The organism is Clostridium sp. HBUAS56010, assembly GCF_007115105.1.
Lineage (GTDB): Bacteria > Bacillota > Clostridia > Lachnospirales > Lachnospiraceae > Lacrimispora.
Window position 1 is genome coordinate 678,854 of sequence record NZ_SULJ01000001.1, and the last position, 22,742, is coordinate 701,595.

At 43.2% G+C, this 22,742-nt stretch carries 19 protein-coding genes; 1 reads left to right on the forward strand and 18 read right to left on the reverse strand.

What is annotated here, in order from left to right; all coding sequences use genetic code 11:
* Positions 1-78: 78 nt before the first annotated feature.
* From clpP to FAY33_RS03305, 5 genes are all read right to left on the reverse strand, one after another.
* Complete coding sequence (gene clpP, locus FAY33_RS03285) at positions 79-666, reverse strand: ATP-dependent Clp endopeptidase proteolytic subunit ClpP (RefSeq protein ID WP_143319319.1); 588 nt, start codon at positions 664-666, stop codon at positions 79-81.
* Positions 667-747: 81 nt separating this feature from the next.
* Entirely contained in the window at positions 748-2,034 is a 1,287-nt protein-coding gene (tig, locus tag FAY33_RS03290) for a trigger factor (protein WP_143319320.1), read from the reverse strand.
* Positions 2,035-2,132: 98 nt separating this feature from the next.
* A complete protein-coding gene (locus FAY33_RS03295; protein WP_143319321.1) occupies positions 2,133-5,123 on the reverse strand; it encodes a GGDEF and EAL domain-containing protein in 2,991 nt (996 codons plus the stop codon).
* A gap of 3 nt (positions 5,124-5,126) precedes the next feature.
* A complete protein-coding gene (locus FAY33_RS03300) occupies positions 5,127-6,572 on the reverse strand; it encodes an extracellular solute-binding protein (protein WP_243126542.1) in 1,446 nt (481 codons plus the stop codon).
* A 14-nt stretch (positions 6,573-6,586) separates the two neighbouring features.
* On the reverse strand, positions 6,587-7,147 hold the full coding sequence (locus FAY33_RS03305; RefSeq protein ID WP_143319322.1) for a DJ-1 family glyoxalase III: 561 nt from the start codon (positions 7,145-7,147) through the stop codon (positions 6,587-6,589).
* A gap of 229 nt (positions 7,148-7,376) precedes the next feature.
* Here FAY33_RS03305 and FAY33_RS03310 point away from each other — a divergent pair, with 229 nt between their 5' ends.
* Positions 7,377-7,826: a CYTH domain-containing protein gene (locus tag FAY33_RS03310; protein ID WP_143319323.1), complete on the forward strand. Its 450-nt coding sequence runs from the start codon at positions 7,377-7,379 to the stop codon at positions 7,824-7,826.
* A 78-nt stretch (positions 7,827-7,904) separates the two neighbouring features.
* On the opposite strand, the gene FAY33_RS03315 is transcribed toward FAY33_RS03310, so the two are convergent.
* From FAY33_RS03315 to FAY33_RS03375, 13 genes are all read right to left on the reverse strand, one after another.
* Positions 7,905-8,903 (reverse strand): beta-methylgalactoside transporter, encoded by a 999-nt coding sequence (locus tag FAY33_RS03315; protein ID WP_143319324.1) that lies wholly within the window; start codon positions 8,901-8,903, stop codon positions 7,905-7,907.
* A complete protein-coding gene (locus FAY33_RS03320; protein WP_143319325.1) occupies positions 8,900-10,456 on the reverse strand; it encodes a sugar ABC transporter ATP-binding protein in 1,557 nt (518 codons plus the stop codon). The genes FAY33_RS03315 and FAY33_RS03320 overlap by 4 nt, the downstream gene beginning before the upstream one ends.
* Positions 10,457-10,528: 72 nt before the next feature.
* The gene (locus FAY33_RS03325) at positions 10,529-11,644 is read right to left on the reverse strand and encodes a galactose ABC transporter substrate-binding protein (RefSeq protein WP_143319326.1); all 1,116 of its coding nucleotides are present in this window, start codon (positions 11,642-11,644) and stop codon (positions 10,529-10,531) included.
* A 149-nt stretch (positions 11,645-11,793) separates the two neighbouring features.
* A complete protein-coding gene (locus tag FAY33_RS03330; protein WP_143319327.1) occupies positions 11,794-12,822 on the reverse strand; it encodes a galactose ABC transporter substrate-binding protein in 1,029 nt (342 codons plus the stop codon).
* A gap of 15 nt (positions 12,823-12,837) precedes the next feature.
* Positions 12,838-13,800, reverse strand: coding sequence for a substrate-binding domain-containing protein (locus FAY33_RS03335; RefSeq protein WP_143319328.1), 963 nt, complete (start codon positions 13,798-13,800; stop codon positions 12,838-12,840).
* A complete protein-coding gene (locus FAY33_RS03340; RefSeq protein WP_143319329.1) occupies positions 13,797-15,563 on the reverse strand; it encodes a sensor histidine kinase in 1,767 nt (588 codons plus the stop codon). The genes FAY33_RS03335 and FAY33_RS03340 overlap by 4 nt, the downstream gene beginning before the upstream one ends.
* Complete coding sequence (locus FAY33_RS03345) at positions 15,563-17,179, reverse strand: response regulator (protein ID WP_143319330.1); 1,617 nt, start codon at positions 17,177-17,179, stop codon at positions 15,563-15,565. Before FAY33_RS03345 ends, FAY33_RS03340 begins: the two co-directional genes overlap by 1 nt.
* A 31-nt stretch (positions 17,180-17,210) precedes the next feature.
* On the reverse strand, positions 17,211-17,846 hold the full coding sequence (locus tag FAY33_RS03350) for a precorrin-8X methylmutase (RefSeq protein ID WP_143319331.1): 636 nt from the start codon (positions 17,844-17,846) through the stop codon (positions 17,211-17,213).
* A gap of 12 nt (positions 17,847-17,858) precedes the next feature.
* Positions 17,859-19,394, reverse strand: a complete 1,536-nt coding sequence (locus FAY33_RS03355; RefSeq protein ID WP_143319332.1) for a cobyric acid synthase — start codon at positions 19,392-19,394, stop codon at positions 17,859-17,861.
* Positions 19,387-20,487: an aminotransferase class I/II-fold pyridoxal phosphate-dependent enzyme gene (locus FAY33_RS03360; RefSeq protein WP_143319333.1), complete on the reverse strand. Its 1,101-nt coding sequence runs from the start codon at positions 20,485-20,487 to the stop codon at positions 19,387-19,389. The genes FAY33_RS03355 and FAY33_RS03360 overlap by 8 nt, the downstream gene beginning before the upstream one ends.
* Positions 20,488-20,519: 32 nt before the next feature.
* A complete protein-coding gene (gene cbiB, locus FAY33_RS03365; protein ID WP_185967470.1) occupies positions 20,520-21,518 on the reverse strand; it encodes an adenosylcobinamide-phosphate synthase CbiB in 999 nt (332 codons plus the stop codon).
* Between the two features lie 15 nt (positions 21,519-21,533).
* Positions 21,534-21,923 carry a bifunctional adenosylcobinamide kinase/adenosylcobinamide-phosphate guanylyltransferase gene (locus tag FAY33_RS03370; RefSeq protein ID WP_143319334.1) on the reverse strand — a complete coding sequence of 130 codons (390 nt, stop codon included), beginning with the start codon at positions 21,921-21,923 and terminating at the stop codon, positions 21,534-21,536.
* Between the two features lie 17 nt (positions 21,924-21,940).
* Entirely contained in the window at positions 21,941-22,735 is a 795-nt protein-coding gene (locus FAY33_RS03375; protein WP_143319335.1) for an adenosylcobinamide-GDP ribazoletransferase, read from the reverse strand.
* Between the last annotated feature and the right edge of the window lie 7 nt (positions 22,736-22,742).

The following is a 22,742-nucleotide window of genomic DNA, read 5'->3' on the forward strand; positions in this document are numbered from 1 at the left end:
ATTCTTTCCTGCTTAATCGCTCATGGTTCTGGGCATAGAGGCTATACCCTAAGGGTACTTCTTTTTCTGTTAAAACGCTTATTTGTTATGGCTGTAAATAATATCATCAATCAGACCATATGCTTTTGCCTCTTCTGCAGTCATGTAATTGTCACGCTCTGTATCGCGCTCAATTACTTCATAAGGCTGACCTGTATTTGCTGCCAGAATATCATTTAAACGTTTCTTTATCTTAAGAATGTTCTCTGCTACGATCCGGATCTCTGTCGCCTGTCCTTTGGCTCCGCCGGAAGGCTGGTGAATCATCACCTCTGCATTAGGAAGAGCAAAGCGCTTGCCTTTGGCTCCGCCGGACAGCAGGAACGCTCCCATACTGGCTGCCATACCCATGCAAACAGTAGAAACATCACATTTGATATAATTCATGGTATCATAAATTGCCATACCAGCGGTTACAGAACCACCTGGACTGTTAATATAAAGGTTAATATCTTTCGTGGGATCTTCTGCCTCTAAGAATAATAACTGAGCCACAATAAGGCTTGCGGAAACATCAGAAACTTCTTCTCCGAGAAAAATAATTCTCTCTTTCAGAAGTCTGGAATAGATATCGTAAGAACGTTCTCCCTTACTGGTTGATTCAATGACATAAGGTACTAAACTCATTTGTCTTCCTCCTGTCTGTTTTCTTATCAAAGTCGAATAGACTCCAGACATTATGCCGGGAATCTACTCGGATCATACTACTTAAACTAATTTTGCTTCAGCAACAAGGAAATCAACGGCTTCCTGTACAGCAAGATCTTCTTTCATCTGCTCAATGCCTTTATCGCCTAAAGCTTCTTTTACCTTATCAGCTTCCATCTGATAAGTCTCAGCCATCTTTGCAATCTCACTCTCAACTGTTTCATCTGAAACAGTAAGATTCTCTGCTTTTACAACTGCTTCTAAAACCAGTCTGGTCTGGATTGTTCTCAGTGCCTGAGGCTTCATCTGGTCTTTTAAGGATTCAATGGTCATTCCTGTAAACTTCATATACTGATCAAGAGAAAGTCCCTGACTCTGCATTCTTCTTGCATAGTCATTCACCATGTTGTTCACCTGACTGTCGATCATCGGCTCAGGAATCTCCATGGTTGCATTCTCTACAACCTTCTGTACTACATTATCTTCATTCTGTGTTGCTGCAGCCTTCTCTTTACTTCCTGCAAGCTTTTCCTTAATGTCCTTTTTGTACTCTTCCAGAGTCTCAAATTCAGATACTTCACTTGCAAATTCATCATTTAACTCAGGAAGTTCTTTTTTCTTGATCTCTTTTACAGTAACTTTGAACAAAGCCGGCTTACCAGCCAGGTCTGTTGCATGGTATTCATTCGGGAATGTAACGTTGACTTCACATTCTTCACCGATGTTCTTTCCGATTAACTGCTCTTCAAAAGTATCAATGAAAGAATGAGATCCGATGGTAAGAGGGTAGTCCTCTCCTTTTCCACCTTCAAAAGACTTGCCATCTACGAAACCTTCAAAATCAATAACCGTCTGGTCGCCGTCTTCTACTGCCCTGTCTTCTACGGTTACCAGTCTTGAATTCTGTTCCTGTACTCTCTTTAAATCTGCTTCTACATCTTCATCTGTCACTTCTGCAGATGCCTTTGTTACTTCGATTCCCTTATATTCGCCTAAAGTTACTTCCGGCTTCACTGCAACAGTTGCTGTGTAAATCAGAGTCTTGCCTTTTTCTACCTGTACAATATCAATCTCCGGTCTGGAAACAATATCCAGTCCGCTTTCTTCTGCTGCATCACCATATGTCGCATCAAGAGCTTCATTCACTGCATCTTCGTATAAAATGCCTGCTCCATACATCTTTTCAATCATGGCCTGAGGAGCCTTCCCTTTTCTGAAACCTGGGATATTAAATCTGCCCTTATTCTTATTGTAAGCTGTAGTAAGAGCCTTATCAAATTCCTCAGCCGGCACCTCTACCGTCAGCTTTGCCATGTTCTTTTCTAATTTTTCTACTTGTAAACTCATTAATGGGTTCCTCCTTGAAATATATGTGAACCGCCATACCGACAGGGCGTTACACTTCAATTTAGCATTATATCATACTCGTCCTGTAAATTCCAGCATTATTTATGATTTGAACAGGTTTTTCCGGAAACCTGCCGCATTTTCTTTACGATGTAAGGATCCAACGGGCGAATCTCCATCTGGGGTCTGGCAATGTAGTATCCCTGGAATAGATCAACGCCGCAATCCATAAGAAATTCCAGTTCCTCCGTTGTCTCCACCCCTTCTGCCAGTACAAGAATATGATTTCCTTCTGCAAAATTAAGCAGATTGCGAAGAATCATCTGCCTGTTGGGATCTTCATGAATTCTCTTGATCAGACTCTGATCCATCTTTACAATATCAGGTTTCATGCGCAAAAGGACCGATTCATTGTTATAACCGGTTCCAAAATCATCAATGGCAGTTTTCCCGCCCCATTTCTTTGCCATGTCAATCTTACGCTGCACAAAGTCCTGACTGGCAGGCTCCCCTTCTGTCATCTCAATAACAATTCTGGAAAGCAGGTCCTTATACTGTTCCTCAATTTCCTTTTGTTCCTCTTTTGTCAGGCAGACACTGGCAATGGAATTGATGAAGAGTTTCTCCACAGATCCAAGATGACCTGCCTCTTCTTCCGCTTTTGCCGCCTTTAAACCTGCAAACCAGGTAAGAATCTCCATCTGAGGCAGTTTCGCCTGTGCTCTGGTAAGATTTAAAACCTCACCGATCCCATTCATATTTAAGAAATCCGGACGCATCAAAAGCTCATATCCATAAATATCACCCTGTCTCGTTGCAATCGGCTGGAATACAAAGCGGACTTCTTTTTTATCCAGCATCCGGTTCAGTTCTTCACTTCCTGTCAACATATAGGAATTATGGATATACTCGGAGATATCAAATTCTTTTACCACACCCTTTACACTATGTTTTACCATATACATGGCAAAGTCGGCATAATTAAAAAGCGTTTCAAAATTTTTTGCATCATCCGGATACCAGGACATGCCTCCTGAGACACGGATGGGGAACTGGTAACCACTTTCCATACTCAGGGTGAACTCTTTGGTATAACTCATGAAATCACGGACCAGAGCTCGTATCTTTTCTTTGCTTCTGCTTTGTAAAAATACAACAAATTCATCTCCGGAATACCGGCATATAATTCCTCCATGTTCCATAAACTTTTTAAGACAATTGGAAAAAAGCACAATATACCTGTCCCCTTCATCATGGCCATAGGTGTCATTGATGTATTTTAGATTATCCAGATCCCACATGATAACCGCGGCAACACGGCCTTTTTGAGCCTTCATTGCTTCATGGGCTTTTTCCCTAAAGGCTCTTCGGTTATAAAGCTCTGTCAGAACATCATAATTACGTTCCCTCTCCAGTTTTTCCTTTTCCTTTACATTAGCGGTAACATCTGTACAGACTCCAAAGACGGTGCCTTTTTTTGATTCTTCCTGGATAATCTCAATCCATTTCCTACCTTCCGGCCGTTCCAGACACTTTAATACCCGGTCTGTTCCAGGATCAAGGACACCAAAAGTCTTCTTCATAAGAACGTCAAATATTTCTGATTCCAGATAGCAGTAAGGCTCTTTTATGGTCTCCCAGCCAAGCATTTCAAAGAGAGATCTGCTGCAAAAAACCCGTTCCTCCCCTTCTTCATATTCAAACACTCCAACCAGTACATTGGCATGTTCCAGAATTCCGTACATTTTAGAGGACGCTCTCTCCACATTTCTGTTTAAAAGTTCAATGGTTTCCGTCAATTCATCAATTTCCCTTACATGGACCCGTTCCAGGGAAAGCCCGCTGCTTCCAGACTTTCTTCTAAGTTCTTCCACCAGCCTCCGAATAGGTTCCGTCACCACTCTTCCGATCATGTAAGCGCCCAGAAGACTGAATAAAAGAGGAACCAGCATAGAACTGAAAAGCATCCGCCTGACCGCATTATAAAACGCCAGGAGATCACCCTCTCTTGCAATTCCAGCAATAACCCATTCCTCATCCCGAAACGGACCATTGCTGGAATACACGTCCAATTCTTTTATGCTGGCATACCATTTTGTTCCGTCCGGTGACTTTAAAGCAGAGATATTCTTTCCTGGTTGATTTTCATATTCCAATTTTGCTGATGCAGCAAAATACTGGTTATAAAGATATCCGGAACTAACCACTGGAACAATGGAACGGGTTTCCTTCTCTCTCATACCCAGAATCCAGCATTCATCGAAACTTCCGTTAATCTGGACCTCTAAAAGAGTCTGTTCTAACTGGTTAACCGTCATTTCAAAACCGCAGACCCCTGCCACTGTCCCATCCTGCAATATAACAGGAATGGAATAAGTAATTACTGGTGTGTCTTTGGGGCTTAAACGAAACGGCTGACTTAAATATCTGTATTCCATCGCCTTATCCTGGCTGATTCTATCCTTCACCGCTGCCTCATAGGGAATCTGATAGAAATTGGCGCCCCCATTTTCTCCATGATCCAAAAAACCCAGTTCCCAGAAAGAATCCAGCGGAAGATTGTATTTTTCAGCAAGAGAAGGAAGTCCCCGCTCCATGAGAATGGATGAATTATCATTAAGATATCCGCCCGGATTGGAATTACGGATATAAAATCCGGCTCTCATTTGCTGGGGACTGTTGGCGGCGGCTGGTCCGTTGAGAACTAGAAACGCGCCCGTTGCATAGCTTAAATGGAGCATTTCGATGGACTTTCCCATAATCCTGTCAACAATTTCACCATTAAGGGCATAATCTGATTTCATGGCAGCGGCTTTCACTCCCTTTTGATCCAGAATCTGCTGAATCTCCTGGGACATAAATTCAGAATTCTTGAGCATGAAGGTCCAATGATGTATGGTCTCCTTCTCTAGCCCTAATTTGGTGTTTCCTGTGTTTTCAGCCAGAATGTTTATTTCGTTGTTCTTAAGCTTGGCAGAAACTCCTCCAAACAAAACAGTGCCGGCTATGACTGCCGCCTGCAATACCAATAAAATGAACAACGGACCAAGAAGCTGGACCCGAATTGATTCACTTCTTTTTTTCTTCATAACTTATTCTCCGGTAATGGTCTCCAACTTCTGCCTGATATCCTCATACCAGTCGTTAAAATTCTCATCGGTGAGAAAGAGGGCAGCCGCTTGTTCTCTTGTTTTCCCCTGGCTCATCAGTTCCCGAACCTTTTCAGAATCTTCCTTTGCTTTCACATTCATGGAATTCTGCAGCAAAGCCCTTGCATGATCTCCTTCTTTAAAAGGCTTTGGTGTATAGAGTCTGTATCTGTTTGCCGTATCCAGTCCAATTAAAAAATTCTGGGAAACAGGGCTGTTAATGCTGTCTTCTTCCAGAAACTTCTTTACAATCTCATCACTTCCAGATACTTTTTTAACAGGCAGATACCCAGATCCCATGGAAAACTTCATGTTCTGTTCCACGCCTGTAAACCATTTTAAAAACACAACTGCAGCATATTCCCTTTTCTTATTCGATTTCAACACCATCATTCCTGCTCCTTGCTGCACTGCATAGGGAGAAGTCTGGTAGAAATTAGGAAGGGGATATAGTTTGCATTTAATTGCATATGTAGTTCCATCTTCTAAAGTAACGGTGGAAGGAAAATAGGCAATCCCACTGCTGGAACCTACATAAGCCACCAGTTTTCCGGTTTTTACATCATCACTTCTGAATCTGCCATAGGAACCAAAGTATCCGCTGACATAAGGAATATAATAATTATCCCACAACTTCCGCATGGTTTCCCGGTCAAAATCCAGGACGGTCTGTCCTGAATTCGTCTGAAAGATCTCATGTCCAAGCTGTGTACTTCCCACGATCATATAGTTGGCAAAGGCATCTCTTCCAAAGAATGCCTTTCCATCATCCGGCTCTTCCGTTAGACTGTCCGTCCATTCATAATAAGATTTTGCCACACGGGCAATGCCTTCCCAGGAAGAAAACGCTTCCTCGCTCTCTCCGGTCGCCTTTGAAAAACGATCCCAGTCTGTCTGGTTTACAGCAAGAATCTCTGTTGATTTTGCCACAGGGAATACTTTAATCGACTGGTCACCGTTGAGTTTTCCCTCTTCTATATAAGCATCCACATATTCTTCCAATTCTTCTTTCGTAAAATATGGTCGTAAATCCACTGCAAGCCCAAGGCTGTCAATCTCATACACCTTGTCTGCATATGCGGAAAACACATCGGGAAGGGATTCTGCTCCAACCTTTTTCTCAATGCTGTCGTTGATCAGACTGCTTAATTCATCGACACTTCCTTTGTTGTATGCTTTTACAATGATTCCCTGTTTCTTTCCTTCGGTCTCATTAAATGACCGTACCTGACGGTCAAATTCTTCTTTTTGTATTCCATTGTAGTAATGCCAGACCGTAATGCTGACTGGCTGTTCTTCTGATAATCCATAAGGATTCTTCTTCTGACAACCAGCCAGCAGCAGAAAAGAAGCTGTCAGCACAAATGGCAGTAGCCACATCTTTTTCATTCATTCACCGCCCATCACATGGGAACCTGATCGTATTGAATTGCCTCCCTGATCTCCATGGCATTTGTTTCGTCTGATAAATATTTTAAAAGTTCGATTCCAAGATCAAGGGCATATCCAAGCCCTCTTGCCGTTGTGATCAGTCCATCCGTTACAACGCCTTTCCTGGTATATAACGCACCTTTTAGTTCTGATTCAAATCCCGGAAAACAGGTTGCTTCTTTTCCTTCCAGAAAACCAAGCTTTCCTAAAATACTGGGAGCGGCACATATGGCTGCAATTCTCTTCTTCTGGGCATACGCCGTCTTCAGTGCTTCTATAAGCCCTGAATGGGCTTCTAAATTCCTTGTTCCTGGCATTCCTCCCGGAAGGAAGTATAGATCCCCATCTCTTACATCTGCTTCTGAAAACTCCAAATCTGCCTGTATTGTAATTTTATGAGCCGTAACCACCTCTCTTTTTCCTGTTACAGAAACCAGGGTTACATCCTGACCGCCTCTTTTTAAAACGTCTACAACTGCCAATAATTCTACTTCCTCTGATCCATCAGCTACAAACGCATATACTTTTCCCATCTTAATATCTCCTTTCAGATTCTTAAAGAAACTCACCCCTGGTGTCTTTTGTGATCCATACGTCTATCTGTATCTGGCACAGACGATCTCTCACATATCTCTACTCTTTTCAATCAACTTTATTTTTCATATTACCACGTTTTCACAGGTTTCGCCACAATCTTCTATTATTTATCCAACTGTGGTATACTATCAGCATCTCACGAATCACCAGAATAAGGAGGCTTATATGGAAATTGAGCGTAAATTCTTAATAGACAGACTTCCGGAAGATGCAAAAGAATACCCTTATCATATCATTGAGCAAGGATATCTTTCTACTGAGCCGGTAGTCCGGGTACGGAAAGAGGACGATTCTTACTACCTTACCTATAAATCAAAAGGACTGTTGGAACGGGAAGAATACAATCTCCCTTTAACAAAAAAATCCTATGAGCATCTGCTAAAAAAGACAGACGGTCATGTGCTCACAAAAAAGAGATATTTAATTCCAATTTCAAATCAGAATCTTACCATTGAGCTGGATATCTTTGAGGGACGGTTTGAAGGTCTAATATTAGCCGAAGTGGAATTCAAAACCAGAGAAGACGCACAATCGTTTCTCCCGCCCGACTGGTTTGGTAAAGACGTTACCTTTTCGGGAGAATATCAAAACAGCAGACTCAGCAGTCAGCCGTAAGAAAAGGAAAGAAAGCGAAAGAAGAACTATAAGCCCATCTCTTCGCTTTCTCTTTTTCTCTTTTCTGTATCTTGATTTTTATTTTTTAGCTATGTACTTTCTAATATCAAGGGCAATTGCTACCACAATAACAATTCCCTGGGCAATGTACTGATAGTTGGTATCCACACCCAGGTACTGGAGACAGGTCTTTAATATCTCAAACACCAGAACACCGATTAAAACCCCGGATACCTTACCGATTCCGCCGTTAACGGATACTCCGCCAATGGTGCAGGCTGCGATGGCTTCCAGTTCCCAGCCCATACCCATGTTAACTGATGATCCGCCTGATTTGGCTCCTACCAGGAATCCGCCAAGGGCATATAAAACTGCTGCTGTAATATAGATGATTATTTTTGTTTTATTGGTATTGACTCCGGATACTTCGGCAGCCTGTTCGTTGCCTCCGATTGCATACATATATTTTCCATGAGGCGTTTTATTGTATACAAACCAGATAATCAGACCTACCGCCAGAGCAATCAGGAATAAATAGGGTATCACACCAAACAGCCTTCCTTTTGCCACAACTGTATAAGCTGGACGGTAGCCGCCGATTGGAGTTGCATTGGTATACACAAGACAGGCTCCGTATACAATCAACTGCATTCCAAGAGTTCCGATAAAAGCAGGAACCTGGAGATAAGAGATGACAAGCCCGTTAATGAGACCAAAGATTGCACAAACACCTACACAGATCAGCAGAACAACGAACACCCACCACACACCAAAGTCAGGCAGATTCGGAAAAAACTTGCCGCTGTAACCAGGTTTCTGCAAGAGAGTTCCGGCAAGACAGGCAGAAAGCCCTACAATACGTCCTGCGGAAAGATCCGTTCCTCTTGTTATAAGGCAGCCGGAAATGCCGCAGGCAATGATAAACCGGGGGGCTACATTTAACGCAATATTCTTTAAATTATCAACAGAACCGAAAGACGGCTGCCTTATAGCCGTAAAAATAGCAAGCAGAACAAGGACAACGATGATTCCATTATTGATAAGAAAATCCTTCAGATTAACCTTCTTAGCTGTCATGACTGAACCTCCTGTGTGGAACTTTCTCCTGTTTTATCGTTTAAATCAAATTTGGTGGCATAAGCCATAATCGTCTCCTGAGCCGCCTCTTCTCCCTCCACTTCTCCAGTAATGCGTCCGCTGCACATAACAATAATGCGGTTTGACATTCCGATTAACTCCGGCATCTCGGAGGATATCATGATAATGGATTTCCCCTGTTTCACAAGATCCACCATAATCTGATAAATCTCAAATTTGGCTCCTACGTCAATTCCTCTTGTCGGTTCGTCCATTATGAGAATATCCGGATTATTGGCAAGCCATCTGGCTATAATCACCTTTTGCTGGTTTCCTCCGGACAAGGACTGGATCTGGGTTTTGTCACTGGGCGTTTTTATGCTTAGTTTTCCAATGCTTTTCTTTACAACTTCTGCAACCTTTTTGCTGTTTATGGTTCCTGCCTTTGTATAATTGCGGTAAGAGGAGATTGCAGTATTATCCGAAATACTCAGACAGCCAAAGATTCCGTTGCCTCTTCTGTCCTCCGTGATCATGCCAATGGAATCATTAATCGCATCCTGGGGCCGTCTGATGGTAACTTTTTTCCCTAAGACCTCAATCTCACCGGAAGCAATGTGGCGCATTCCAAAGATTGCCTCCATCAGCTCTGTTCTCTGGGCACCAACCAGACCTCCAAATCCTAATATCTCTCCTCTTCTGAGTTCAAAGGAACAGTCGTTAAAAGAGCGGCTGTGAATACTGGTTAAATGACTTACCTTTAACAGGACCTCATCCGTTCTGTAATTTCCCTTTTCCGGATACACGTTACCAAGTTCACGACCTACCATCTGCTTAACAATCTCTTCATCGGTAATATCTTTCACTTCCCACGATCCAACATAAGTGCCATCCCGCATAATGGTAATATCGTCTGCGATCTGTCTGATCTCAGCCATCTTATGACTGATATATATCATAGAAACACCTCTGGACTTTAATTCCCTGATAATCCGGAACAGTGCCTCCACTTCATTATCAGTCAGAGAGGAAGTTGGCTCATCAAGAATCACAAGTCTGGCATTCTGACTAACCGCCTTTGCGATCTCCACTGACTGCATTTGTCCGATTGACAGCGTTCCAAGTTTTGCTTTCGGATTAAAATTCATCTTTACATCCTTAAGCCACTTCTGCGCTTCTTCATTCATGGTTTTATGATCCACTACTGAGAGAGGCCCTATCTTTATGAGGGGATATCTTCCCAGATACATATTCTCTGCAATGGAGCGTGCCGGAACCGGTTGCAGCTCCTGATGAACCATTGCCAGCCCTTTATGAAGGGCATCGTCAGGATTGGTAATATTGACTTTGTTCCCGTCAATAAAAACTTCTCCTTCATCCATTTTGTAAATGCCGAAAAGACATTTCATAAGGGTTGACTTTCCTGCTCCGTTCTCCCCCATCAATGCGTGAACAGTACCGGGACGCACTTTTAAGTTAATCTTGTCAAGCGCCTTAACGCCGGGAAAGGATTTACTGACCCCTGCCACTTCCAGTCTGTATTGCTCTGCCATCCCGTTTCTCCTTTCAAACTTTTAAAAACCGGGTGTGCCGGCAAGACACACCCGCTTTAGGGCTGCTGGAACTTATTTTAACTTATCAAGAGTATCCTGTGCATTTTCCTTGGTTATCTTCACATAGTCAACCATATTTACATTGTCAACTGCTTCACCGTTTAAATACTTCACAGCCATGTCACTGGCAGTCTTAGCCTGGGAAAAATGGTCATTAAATACAGTTCCGGTCTGTTTATCATCCAGGACATTCTGTACTGCTTCGGTTAAGGCATCTACCCCTACCAGATAGATATCTTTGTTTACGGTACGGCCTGCAGCTTCAATTGCCTGCAATGCACCAAGAGCCATAGCATCGTTGTTACAGAAAACGACCTCAATCTGATCCCCATACTGGGTCAGAGCATCCTGGGTAATCTGCTGTGCTTTTGCCTGATCCCAGTCCCCGCGCTGTTTTAAAAGTTCTTTCACTTTTGCACCGGAATCTGTAAGTGCCTTTACGGAGAATTCGGTTCTGTACTGGGCATCTACATTTTCCGGGTCTCCCTGAATCATAATGTAGCTGATTACCCCGTCACCGTTGATGTCACCTTTGTTGGAAGTCTCAAGGATTTCTTCTCCCTGGAAGGTACCAGACTGTCTGGCATCGCAACCTACATAAGTTGCATTGATCTTCTCATCTTTCCATCTCTGTTCTTCTTCGGCATCCGGTTCCCGGTTAATGTATACCACTGGAATTCCTGCTTCCTTGCACATATCCGTAATTTCAGGTGCAGAAGAAGCCTGAACCAGATTTAATATCAGCACATCATACTTCTGGGTAATGAAATTCTGAATCTGGTTGCTCTGTTCTGCCTGATCTCCCTTTCCATCCTGGATAACTACATTTTCCTTCTTAAATCCCAGTTCTTCTGTCAGATAACGCTGAAGTTCCGTCCGGTAAAGCGTCATAAAATTATCATCAAACTTGTAGATGGAAATTCCGATCTTTTTGTCGGCAAGGTCGCCTCCTACTGCGTCTTTTACCGCCTTGGCCGTTGTTTCAGCTCCGCTTTCCCCATCTTTTTTTGCTTCTGCTGCTGTCTCAGACTGCGTAGTGCTTTCCTTATTTGCCGAACCGCAGCCTGCCATGGAAAATACCATCGCAGATGCAAGACCTACTGCTAAAACTTTTTTGAGTAATCTCATGAAACATCCTCCCTTAACATGATATAGTTTTGTTATAGGCATATTGCCTTATTGATATGGGTATTATATGGTTTTTTTGGTTACTTTTCCATATAATATTTTTCGTTCCTATATCAAATTTTTTAGATTACCCAAAATTTTCTTAGAATTTATTGCATTTCCACCATAACTGCCTGTTGACTGCATTCATAGTATTTTCCTTCTGACAAATCTATCAGTTTTTTTACATCCTGCCCCATAGATTCTGCTGCTGCAATGCGGAAAATAGTTCTGGCATATTCTTCATTGTCGCATTGAACGGTACCAAACAGTCTTTTTGACCGGATTCCTTCCAGTCCCTGGGGAGTTCCGTCAATCCCCACAATCTTCACCTGTTTTGTAATGTGATTCCGTTCCAGTGCGTCTGCGGCTCCAAGAGCCATATCGTCATTGTTGCAGATCACCAATTCAATCTGATCCGGATACTGGGTCAGCCACTGTTCCATCCAGGCAGAAGCCTGACTTCTGTCCCAGTTGGCAATTCCGCCTGTGATCTTTTCCAGCGGAACATGGCTGTCCTTTAACGTTTGAATAGACCATTCCGTACGGATCAGGGAATCCTGATGGCTGTTTTCTCCCTCCAAAAGAACGTAGCTAACCTTTCCATCTCCATTTAAATCCAGAGAGAGCGGGTCTTTTTTGTAGGCATTCACCAGCATGTTCCCCTGCAAAAAAGCAGATTCTTTTGCATTTTCTCCAACATAATACAGTTTTTCCCATCGCCTCATATCTTCTTCAACCGGCTCTCTGTTAAAAAACACCACCGGAATATCAGCGTCCATTGCCTTTCCAATAATGTTTGAAGCCATGGAGCGGTCTACCATATTTACACAGATTGCATTGCAGCCAAGGGAAATAAACCGGTCTACCTGGCTGTTCTGGGTGTTCTGACTGCCTTTGGCATCTACAACCTCCATAACCACTTTTACACCAGTCTCTTTTTCGTACTCCTTTGCCTGCTCCTCTAAGTTTGAACGGATTGTATTAATAAAAGAATCATCTCCCCGATAAAGAGTTACACCGATTCGAATAGACTTTTTAATCCCCCCTTCCCCTGATTTTAAATGCTGATAAAACAGTGTCCCTAACACCAGCAGCATAACGATTGCCGCTGCAATCACTCCATATTTCCTTCTCATTGTCCCATCCCCCATCTAATCAACTGGATATAACATTTTTTCAAAGCTCCCTTTTCTAAGACTTTCTTTTTTTATGTAATAGGATTCCAATACAATCTGTTCCTGCCCCTGTTTTTTATGAATTGCCTCCACCGCTTTTTCAACACTGCTATAACCCGCATCATACTGATTGATTACCACAAGACCTTTGATTATTCCATTATCCAGTTCCCTTAAAATTCTTGTGGTGCTCCCAACGCCATAAATACCTTTGATATTCCTCTCATACGGCGGATTGTCCGAGATAAATCCTGCTGATCCATTCAGACTTCCCACGTCAATGGCAGCAAGAATTGTCTTTCCTTTTCCAGCGTTCTCCTTGATGCTCCCCTGGATTTCATCTTCGTTTTTTTCCAAAAGGGTTAAGGAAAAACCAGCTTTGTTAAGAACCAATTGAAGACCTGCATACACCTCTTTGTTGTAACCATATTCCAGACCTTCCGTTAAGACAGCCACAGGAATTGAGGAAGAATTCTCTTTCGCAATTGCATGTCCCAGTTTCTCCCCTTCTTCTTCATAATCAATGAAGACACCCCCGCCAGTTCTTTCATCGGAAAACATGTTGCCCATAACCATAACCGGACTGTTTAACACGGTCTCATCCAAAAGTCTGGCACACTCCTGTGGCTTTACCGGAATGACTACCACAGCCGAAGCGCCATCGTTAATCTCTCTCTTTACCAGTTCAATCTGCTTTTTTGCATCTCCTTTTTCAAATAGAGAGATAAAACTCACATCTACGTTGTATTCTTCTGCCGCTTTTTCCGCACCTTTTTTGAAACTGGCAAAATACTCATCACTTGTTTCACTGAGAACCACTGAAATGGGATAAATATCTGTTTTCTTTTCCTTAATGATAAAATCTGTGGAGGACAAAAGATACAAAAGGATCAAAGCTGCTGCAAGAAAGCTCCAGATTCCTTTTTCCCGTCTGGTCATATGGCATTCTCCTTTCCTGGCTCATAAGCAGCTGCCGGAAGGCGAATGGTAATCTCCGTCCCCTCATCCGGTTCGGAACAGATGGTAAGCCCATAAGGTTCGCCAAAGTAGAGCCTGATCCGTTCGCTTACATTCTTCACTCCGATTCCAGACCCCTTTTTGGAATTGGACTGTACCCGGTCAGAAAACAGACCTGCCACCTGTTCTGGTGTCATGCCAAGCCCATTATCTTTTACGGTCATATATAAATCACAGTCTTTCTGGTACACACGCACAAGAATCTCTCCTTCGCCATCCATGAATTCCATTCCATGATAAATGGCATTTTCCACAAGAGGCTGGAGCACCAGCTTCAAACTGGTGAGATTCATACAGAATTCGTCCGCCTGAATTTCATAAGAAAACTTGTTTTTAAACCGCATATGCTGGATCATTAAATAATTTCTCACATGTTCCAATTCGTCCCGGACAGGAATAATACTTTTTCCTTTGCTTAAACTGATCCGGAAAAAACGTGCCAGTGCCGTTACTGCTTTTACTGCTTCTGTCTTTTGTTCGTTTTCGATCATCCATACGATGATGTCAAGGGTGTTATATAAGAAATGTGGATTGATCTGAGATTGAAGCGTGTCAAATTCCTGCTTCCGTTTTGCTTCATGTTCTTTTACGATGTCATCCATGAGAACCCGTATCTGCTTTGCCATGTTTTTAATGGAATTACCCAGATGCTGGATTTCGTAAGACCCGCCAATGGAAATAGAAGCGTTCAAGTTGCCTTCTTCTAAAATTCCTACGGATTTTTCAAGCTCCTTGATCGGATTTGTTATGCGGGATGAAATATAAGAGTTGATCAGAGCTAGAATAGATAAAATTAAAGTAATGAGAAATATGATAAACAGTCTGGTTTTTATGGAATTTAAGGAAACCACATTTTTGGGTGTTACTCCAATGATTTTCCAGCCTGTATACCCTATGGATTTAACGGTTATGTTCCGTTCTTTTCCTTCAAATCTCTCCCGGTGGTTTCCGTCTTTATATTGCGCTGCTGCTATATTATTTTCCTTTAAACGGCCAGAATCAATCTGCTGGATCTTCGGGTGGTAAAGAATCTCTCCGTCATTGCTGATCAGATAGACATAACCTCCTTTTTTTGTAGTTATTCCGTCGAATAAATGTTCCAGACTGGAATAACTTAAATCTACAAGCAAAACTCCCTGAGTCGTAGAAGTCCCTTCCGTCAGTTCCACTGCTCTTGATAAAGAAACCACCCACCGGTACTGGTTTTCATTGCCGTCAAAAATATACTGGACATGAGGATAGGAAAAGTGCTGGTTCTCCGTCTTTTCCAGCGCATTATAAAACCAGTCCTCTTTCTCCACCTGCAAACCACTTTTTACCCTTGCCGCCGGCACTGCTTCTACCATGGAACCAGACTGGGTAAACAAAGCAATATTATCCACATTGTCTTTGTTGTTATCATACAGAAGCGTAATCTGATTGTTAATGGACTCCGAAGAAAGGTCTGCGTTCTTAACCGCACCGTAATAAAGGGAATCCGACAGCTTCATAACCGTACGAAGATAGGACTCCACAGACCTTGCCACCTGATTAATCAGACTTTGATTTTCTGCCATAACCATCTCAGAAACCTGGCTGGACAGCCTCTGGTATAAGGAAAATGTAATTAAAAGGCTGGCGGCTAAAGCTGTCACAGTAAAATATACAAAGATGGTATAACGAATGCTGTTATTTTTCTTTTCCATTACTTTGCCCCACGAAATCTGGTCGGTGATATACCAAACTTTTTCTTAAATACATAGCTGAAATAGTTTTGTTCCTGATATCCTACTTTTGCTGCGATGATATAGGTCTTGTCATCGGTCTTATTCAGAAGTTCCACTGCCTTATTCAGCCTTAAATCCGTTAAATAGGCAGTATATGCCTGACCTGTCTCCTTTTTAAATATGGTGGAAAAATATGCCGGGCTCATATGAAGATGACGGCATATCATCTCTACGGACAGATCAGGATTCTGGTAATTGTTCATAATGTACTGTTTGGCTTCCCAAATAATGTGACGGGTGGTTAAATCCCGTTCCTGATTGATCTTGCAGTTCATCTTCTCCGCCGTCTTAAAAAGCCACTGTCCAAATTCGTCTGTCTTTTTCAGTTTATCAAAGATTTCCAGGTACTCTGTTTCTCCCCCCATGATCTCTTCCAGATCCATATCATACTGCTGCATAAGCTGAATCATACTGTTTAATACCCCGATCATATAGACCTGCTGCTGACGGTGATGTACCTTTGCCGTCTTCATCTTGTCCATGATCTGTTTTACCAAAGCGCCGATTTTCTCTTGAGGACCAAACTTAATAGCAGCAATCAGATCCCCTTCTGTTACGCTGTCAAACTCCAGCTTTCCAACTCCAACCGGCTCCATATCATTGATATAGATGGTACTCCCGATGCCTGCAATCGCCTTATAGCCCAGGGCATCTACACAAGACTGATAGGCTCTTACAATCCCTGCCAGTGATTCACAGCTATGACCAATACCAATGGTAACAGGAACTTTTAAAATCCGGTTTGTCTCTTTGCAGATATCTCCCAGCACATCAATCAGACCTGTAATGGAATTGTCTTCGTCAAGAGCAGCAATAACCACCATATCGGCCTCTGATGCCGATTGAAAGAGGGCAAAGCGGCAATAACCCTCCAGTTTTTCTCTTACGATCTGCATCACAGAAATGGGAATCAGTTCTTCTTCCTCATGAATTGAGAGAGGTTCCTTTACCTCTTTCTGTTCCACATCAACTGCCCCAATGACCCATTTTCTGGCTCCAAGAACAGGGATGTCATATTCTTTAAACTTCTGCTCCGCCAGTTCCTGGTCCAGATGATTGTGAACCAGATCATTAAAGAACTGCTCCCGGATAATCGGAAGAGTATTACGGTACTTTTCTCTTAAACGGCTTAAATTCCGTTTCTCCTCAATCTCCAGATCCAGATTGGCTTTGATCCGCTTCAAAATAGAGGTCAGTTCTTCCACATTGACCGGTTTCAAAATATATTCTGTCACATTAAGCTTGATCGCTCTCTGGGCATATTCAAAATCATCATATCCCGAAAATATAACAATCTTTGTGGATGGATATTTTTGTCTGACTTTTTCCGCAAGCGCCAGACCATCCATATAAGGCATACGGATATCGGTGAGCACTACATCCGGCTCCAGCATCTCGATCTTTTCCATGGCATCTTCTCCGTTTTCCGCATCCCCAATCAGACGGAAACCAGCGCTTTGCCATTCAATCTTTTTCATAATACTCTTGCGGACCTCTTCCTCATCATCCACTAAAATTATGCTGTATAACTCCATACATTTTACCCCTCATAAGAAACTTGTTCTCTTATTTCACCTGATACATCAGTGCGTTGACAATAGCAGCCGCCACATTGCTTCCGCCTTTTCTTCCTCTTGCCACAATATAGGGAACATCCGTCAGGGACAGGATCATCTCTTTGGACTGCACTACATTGACAAATCCTACCGGCACACCAATAATCAGTTTTGGGCGAATAATCCCCTGCTGTACCAGCTCATATAGACGTACCAGTGCCGTAGGAGCATTCCCAATGGCGAAAATGCAATCCTTGGGAAGTCTGGACGCTTTATCCATGCTGGCATGGGCGCGGGTGGTTTCATTCTGTCTTGCCTCCTGTGCCACATCCTCATCTGCCATAAAGCAGTCCACCGTACAATGAAGCCTTTTTAATGCTGCTTTATTAATACCTGCTTTCCCCATATTGGTGTCCGTAATAATGGCTGTGCCTTCTTTCAGCGCCTCTAGCCCTCTTGTCACTGCATGGGGCGAAAAGATCAGATTATCAGCATAATCAAAATCAGCCGATGTATGTATGACCCTTTTAATTACCAGTTCATTCTCCGGGTCCAGTTTCTTACTTCCAAGTTCCTTTGTAATAATCTCAAAGCTTCTCTTTTCTATCTCTTCGGGCAATACCCGTTCCAGTTCGTAATGCTCCATTGATTCCTCCATTTAATCATTCTGTTTTTGTTCCAATCCCATGATTTCATAAATTTTTTCCATGTCAAGACTTTCACGAAGATATTCTGCCAGCCGGTTATACTGTTCTTCTTTATAATCTTCATAGGATATTCCTTCCTCGGGCGAATCAGGAAGCCCTTTTTTCCGTCTCAAAGCTTTTACTATTCTTTGGGCAATGGGTTCCCTGTCAAAAAATCCATGAAGGTAAGTTCCATATACATTCTCTCCCTGACAGCCATCCATCTTCATGGTTTTTGCTCCGGACTGGTATTCTCTTACACTGGTCAGCGTGTTTACGGCACCATATGTCTCTCCCATATGAATCTCATATCCTTCTACTTCCAGACCGGAAAGCTCAAAGAACATACCGCCCACATCCAAAAGATTCCCGATTACTCTGGTTCTGGTCTTTTCTTTTCCAAACACCGTGTGAACCGGAAGAAGTCCCATTCCCCGGATCGGTGACTGGACTGCCTGAGTCTCTACACCCTCCGGATCAGCAAGGCTCTCTCCCAACATCTGAAATCCCCCGCATATTCCAAACACCGGAATTCCTGACGCATGTAATTTAAAAACAGATGCTTCCAGGCCATTCTGCCTCATCCAGAGCAGATCTTCTGTTGTATTCTTGCTTCCGGGTAAGATTATGAGATCTGGATTGCCCAGATCCTTCTCCTTCTCCACAAACCGAAGCTGTACTTCGGGCATGGAAAAAAAGATCTGAAAATCCGTGAAGTTAGAAATTCTGGGAAACCGGATTACCGCAATGTCCACTGCCGTATGCTCCGTCTTACCAGTTCCCATGAGATGTGTTCCAAGGCTGTCTTCATCTTCGATGTCCACCTTCATATAAGGAACTACTCCGGTTACGGGAATGTTTAACTTTTCTTCAATCATCACAAGACCAGGATCCAGAATGGTTTTATCTCCACGGAATTTATTCACAATCAGGCCGGCGATCCGCTCCCGTTCCTCCGGCTCTAAAAGCATCACAGTTCCATATAACTGGGCAAATACTCCGCCCCTGTCAATGTCTCCCACCAAAAGAACAGGGCAATCTGCCATCTTTGCCATTCCCATGTTCACAATATCGTCCTGTTTTAAGTTAATCTCTGCCGGGCTGCCAGCCCCTTCTATAACAATAATATCATAGGCACGGGATAAATGGTCAAAGGCTTTTAAAATCTCCGGTATCAGTTTTTTCTTGTATGCAAAATACTGTCTTGCCGGCATATTTCCAATGGAAATCCCGTTAACAATAACCTGGGAACCTGTGTCATTGGTTGGTTTTAATAAAATAGGGTTCATGGCTGCTTCCGGTTTCACACCGGCAGCCTCTGCCTGCACCACCTGGGCACGTCCCATCTCAAGCCCTTCTTCTGTAATATAGGAATTCAGTGCCATATTCTGGGATTTAAACGGAGCCACCCGGAACCCGTCCTGTTTTAGTATCCGGCATAGCCCAGCCACAATCAGGCTTTTGCCTGCATTGGACATGGTTCCCTGTATCATTATTGTTCTAGCCACAGGTAATGTCACCTTCTTTCCATAAAGATTCTAATACAGAAAGAAATTCTTCATTTTCTTTCCTTTGTTTTACACAGATGCGGTAATAAGTCCCGTCAAGTCCTCTGTAATTGCCGCAGGAGCGAATCAGAACTTTTCTTTCAAGCATCTCATAATATAGCAGTTTTTCTCTTTTTTCTGCAATGGTTCTTGTATCCTTAAAAAATATATAATTTGCTTTGGAATCAAAGACATGAAACCCCAGAGTCATAAGGCGCCCCTTTAAAAACTCCCGTTCCCTGGCAATCAATACTCTGCTCTCCTCTACATAGCGGTTCTCCTTTAAAGCTGCCACTCCTGCCGCCTGGGCAATGCCTGATACCGACCAGGGCTGGCGAATCTTTTGTATTCCATGAAGAACCTGACTGTCTCCGCAGATTCCATAACCGAGCCGGACTCCTGCCATGGCATAAATCTTTGTAAATGCCTTTAGTACAAACACACCGCCGGATTCTTTCTGCCTCAACCGCTCCAAAACAGAATACCGCCATGGCTCATCCAAAAATTCATTGAAACATTCATCAACCACACAGAATATTCCTTTTTTCCTGCAATAATCCAGAATGGAATTTAACTGCTTCTGTTCCAGTACAAAGCCTGTGGGATTATTGGGATTACATAAAAACAGGATGTCAAAAGCAACAGGCTGCTGCTCCAGCCACTGGATCAAGGCATCTTCATGAAGCACAAAGCCCTGTTCCTCTTTTAAATCATAATAAGTGATGTGGCAGGAGATAGAACGAAGTGCCTGCTCATACTCCAGAAATGACGGGGCAATTAACAGTGCCTGTCTGGGGCGGAGCGCCCATGCCACCTGAAAGATCAAATCTGCCGCCCCGTTTGCACAAAGGATTTGTTCCATTGGAATGTTATGAAATCTGGAAAGGTCTTCTCTCAGCAATCTGCACTCGCTGTCCGGGTAGCAAAATGCCTGATCCACGGCATGATACATTGCCTCTTTTACGGATTCCGGAATTCCCTTAGGATTAATATTTGCGGAAAAATCCATTGTGACACAGTTGGTATAAATATCACCGCCGTGTTGATACTCCATATTCTCTCTCCTGTATCTTCTATATTAACTGGTTATCCCATAGCAAAAAACAATATAAAAACCGGAAGCAGCGCAAGAATATAAGTCACTGTCATAAGATGCACAGCTCTTTTAATATCATCATATTCTACGGGTCTGACTGGATCACCTATGGTTGGTTTTTCATGTAATGTTCCAAAATACCAGGCATCTCCTGCCAGTTCAATCTGCAGTACACCACCGCACACTGCCTCGGTCTGTGCTGAATTGGGGCTTTTATGACAAAACCTGTCCCTTAGAAAGATTTTTACTCCCATGGCACCGGAGTAAGGATTTTTCCCGGAACTCCTTAACTGGTAAAAAAACTGACAGATATATCCTGCTGCCATCATCAGCCCTGCTGAAACTCTTGCCGGTATGAAATTGCAAAAGTCATCCAGTTTCGCGGCTGCTCTCCCAAACCAGAGGTAACGGTCATTTTTATATCCGACCATAGAATCCATGGTGTTCACCGCTTTATAAAGGCAGATTCCAATTCCTCCAAAGAAAATCATGGAAAGCAAGGGGGCAATAATCCCATCCGAAGTATTCTCCGCGATTGTTTCTATGGCTGCCTTTGCAATCCCTTTATCCGATAGGAGCTTCGTGTCCCTGCCTACAATCATGGAGACAGCCTGCCTGGCTTCTTCCACATCCTGTTTTAAGAATCCTTTATAGACCTTCATGCTTTCCTTTTTCAGGGAACGCCATGCCATCATCTGATAACACATCAGACTTTCCACCAAAAATCCGGCATAAGGGGAAACAATAAAAGCCAGAGTTAAAACACCTCTTGAAACAATTGCCGTAATAAAAAGTACCAGAATCACCAGCCACCGTCCAGCCGCCAGTTCTCCTTTTTCTCCCTCTGGAAACCAGTTTCTCAATTGTTTTTCCAAACGGCTGATTAAATCCCCGATTGCGCACACCGGATGCCACAGCCATCTGGGATCCCCCAGACAACAATCCAGAAAGCAGCCGGTTAACACTGCCAGTAAATGTAGTCGTATCATACTTTTATCCTTTGTCTATTTGATTCTGTCCGCAATCCCGCATACCACACGGTAAACTTCCCGGGATTTCTTCGCAATTTTGGTAACAGACCTTCCCGTAACTTCCCGCCACTGCCGGTCCTCGGCTAAGACAGGAACGATGCCGCACCCCAGTTCATTGGATATTATAACCACATCAGGATTATCCTGCTCCAAAGAATCCAGCCACTCTTCCACCGATCGTCCTTCCCTGAGCAGCCGGTGTATGTATTCATGGAAACCATGGATTACCACGCATTTTGCAGCGTCGCTATAGGAATCCGTTCTTCCTTCTGCCACAGTAATCGTTTCTATTCCTTTGTCTTTGCATAACTCCCTGGCAAATTCCAGCTTTCCCTGCCATGCTCCTCCAACAATCAGTATCATCTTTCGTCCTTCCTATCTTAAAAATGAGATACCAGTGCAAGTCCTGTTACCAGCGCCAGTTCACAGATCTGCAGAAAATATCCTGCAAGATCTCCGGTAATTCCACCGAATTCCCGTTTTGACATGACATAATAGTACCCATACACAATCGCTGCGGTTATCAGACTGACAGAAACAGCCCGGATTCCTCCAAACCACCAGATTCCGAAAAATGACATAGCAATGTATGCCGCCATAACCCTTCCTACCGCTCTCTTATGTGCAGCACCGGAAAAAGAAGCGGCAAGTCCACTTTTTTTTGCCATGGGAAAGGTGACTACAGCCAGTCCGCTTAATGCCCTGGTAAGCAGATAGACCATGGACACGGCTTTCATCATCTCCGTTTTCATCTCCCAGACTGCTGCCGTATAAAAAAGGAAATAAACACAGCATCCAATGATGGCAAATGCTCCGGTATGAGGATCTTTTAGAATATCCAGCTTCTTTTCCCTGTCCTGATGGGAAGCTTTTGCATCAATCACATCCAAAAGCCCGTCCATATGGATTCCCCCGGTAATCAGAACCGGAATTACCACCGGAAGAATCTTCGCAAAGAAAGGAAAGGAAAACATTAGACTGACCTGAACCAATCCCAAAACAAGCAAACCGATCACTCCGCCAATCAGAGGAAAAAAGCACATGGTATACTTCATCCGCTCCCTGGTCCATTCTACCTGAGGCATGGGAATCCGGGAATACATGGAAAATGCAATCACAAAACTTCCCAATAAGTTGAATCTGCTTTTTGTTTCATCAATAACCGGATCTTTCATAATATCT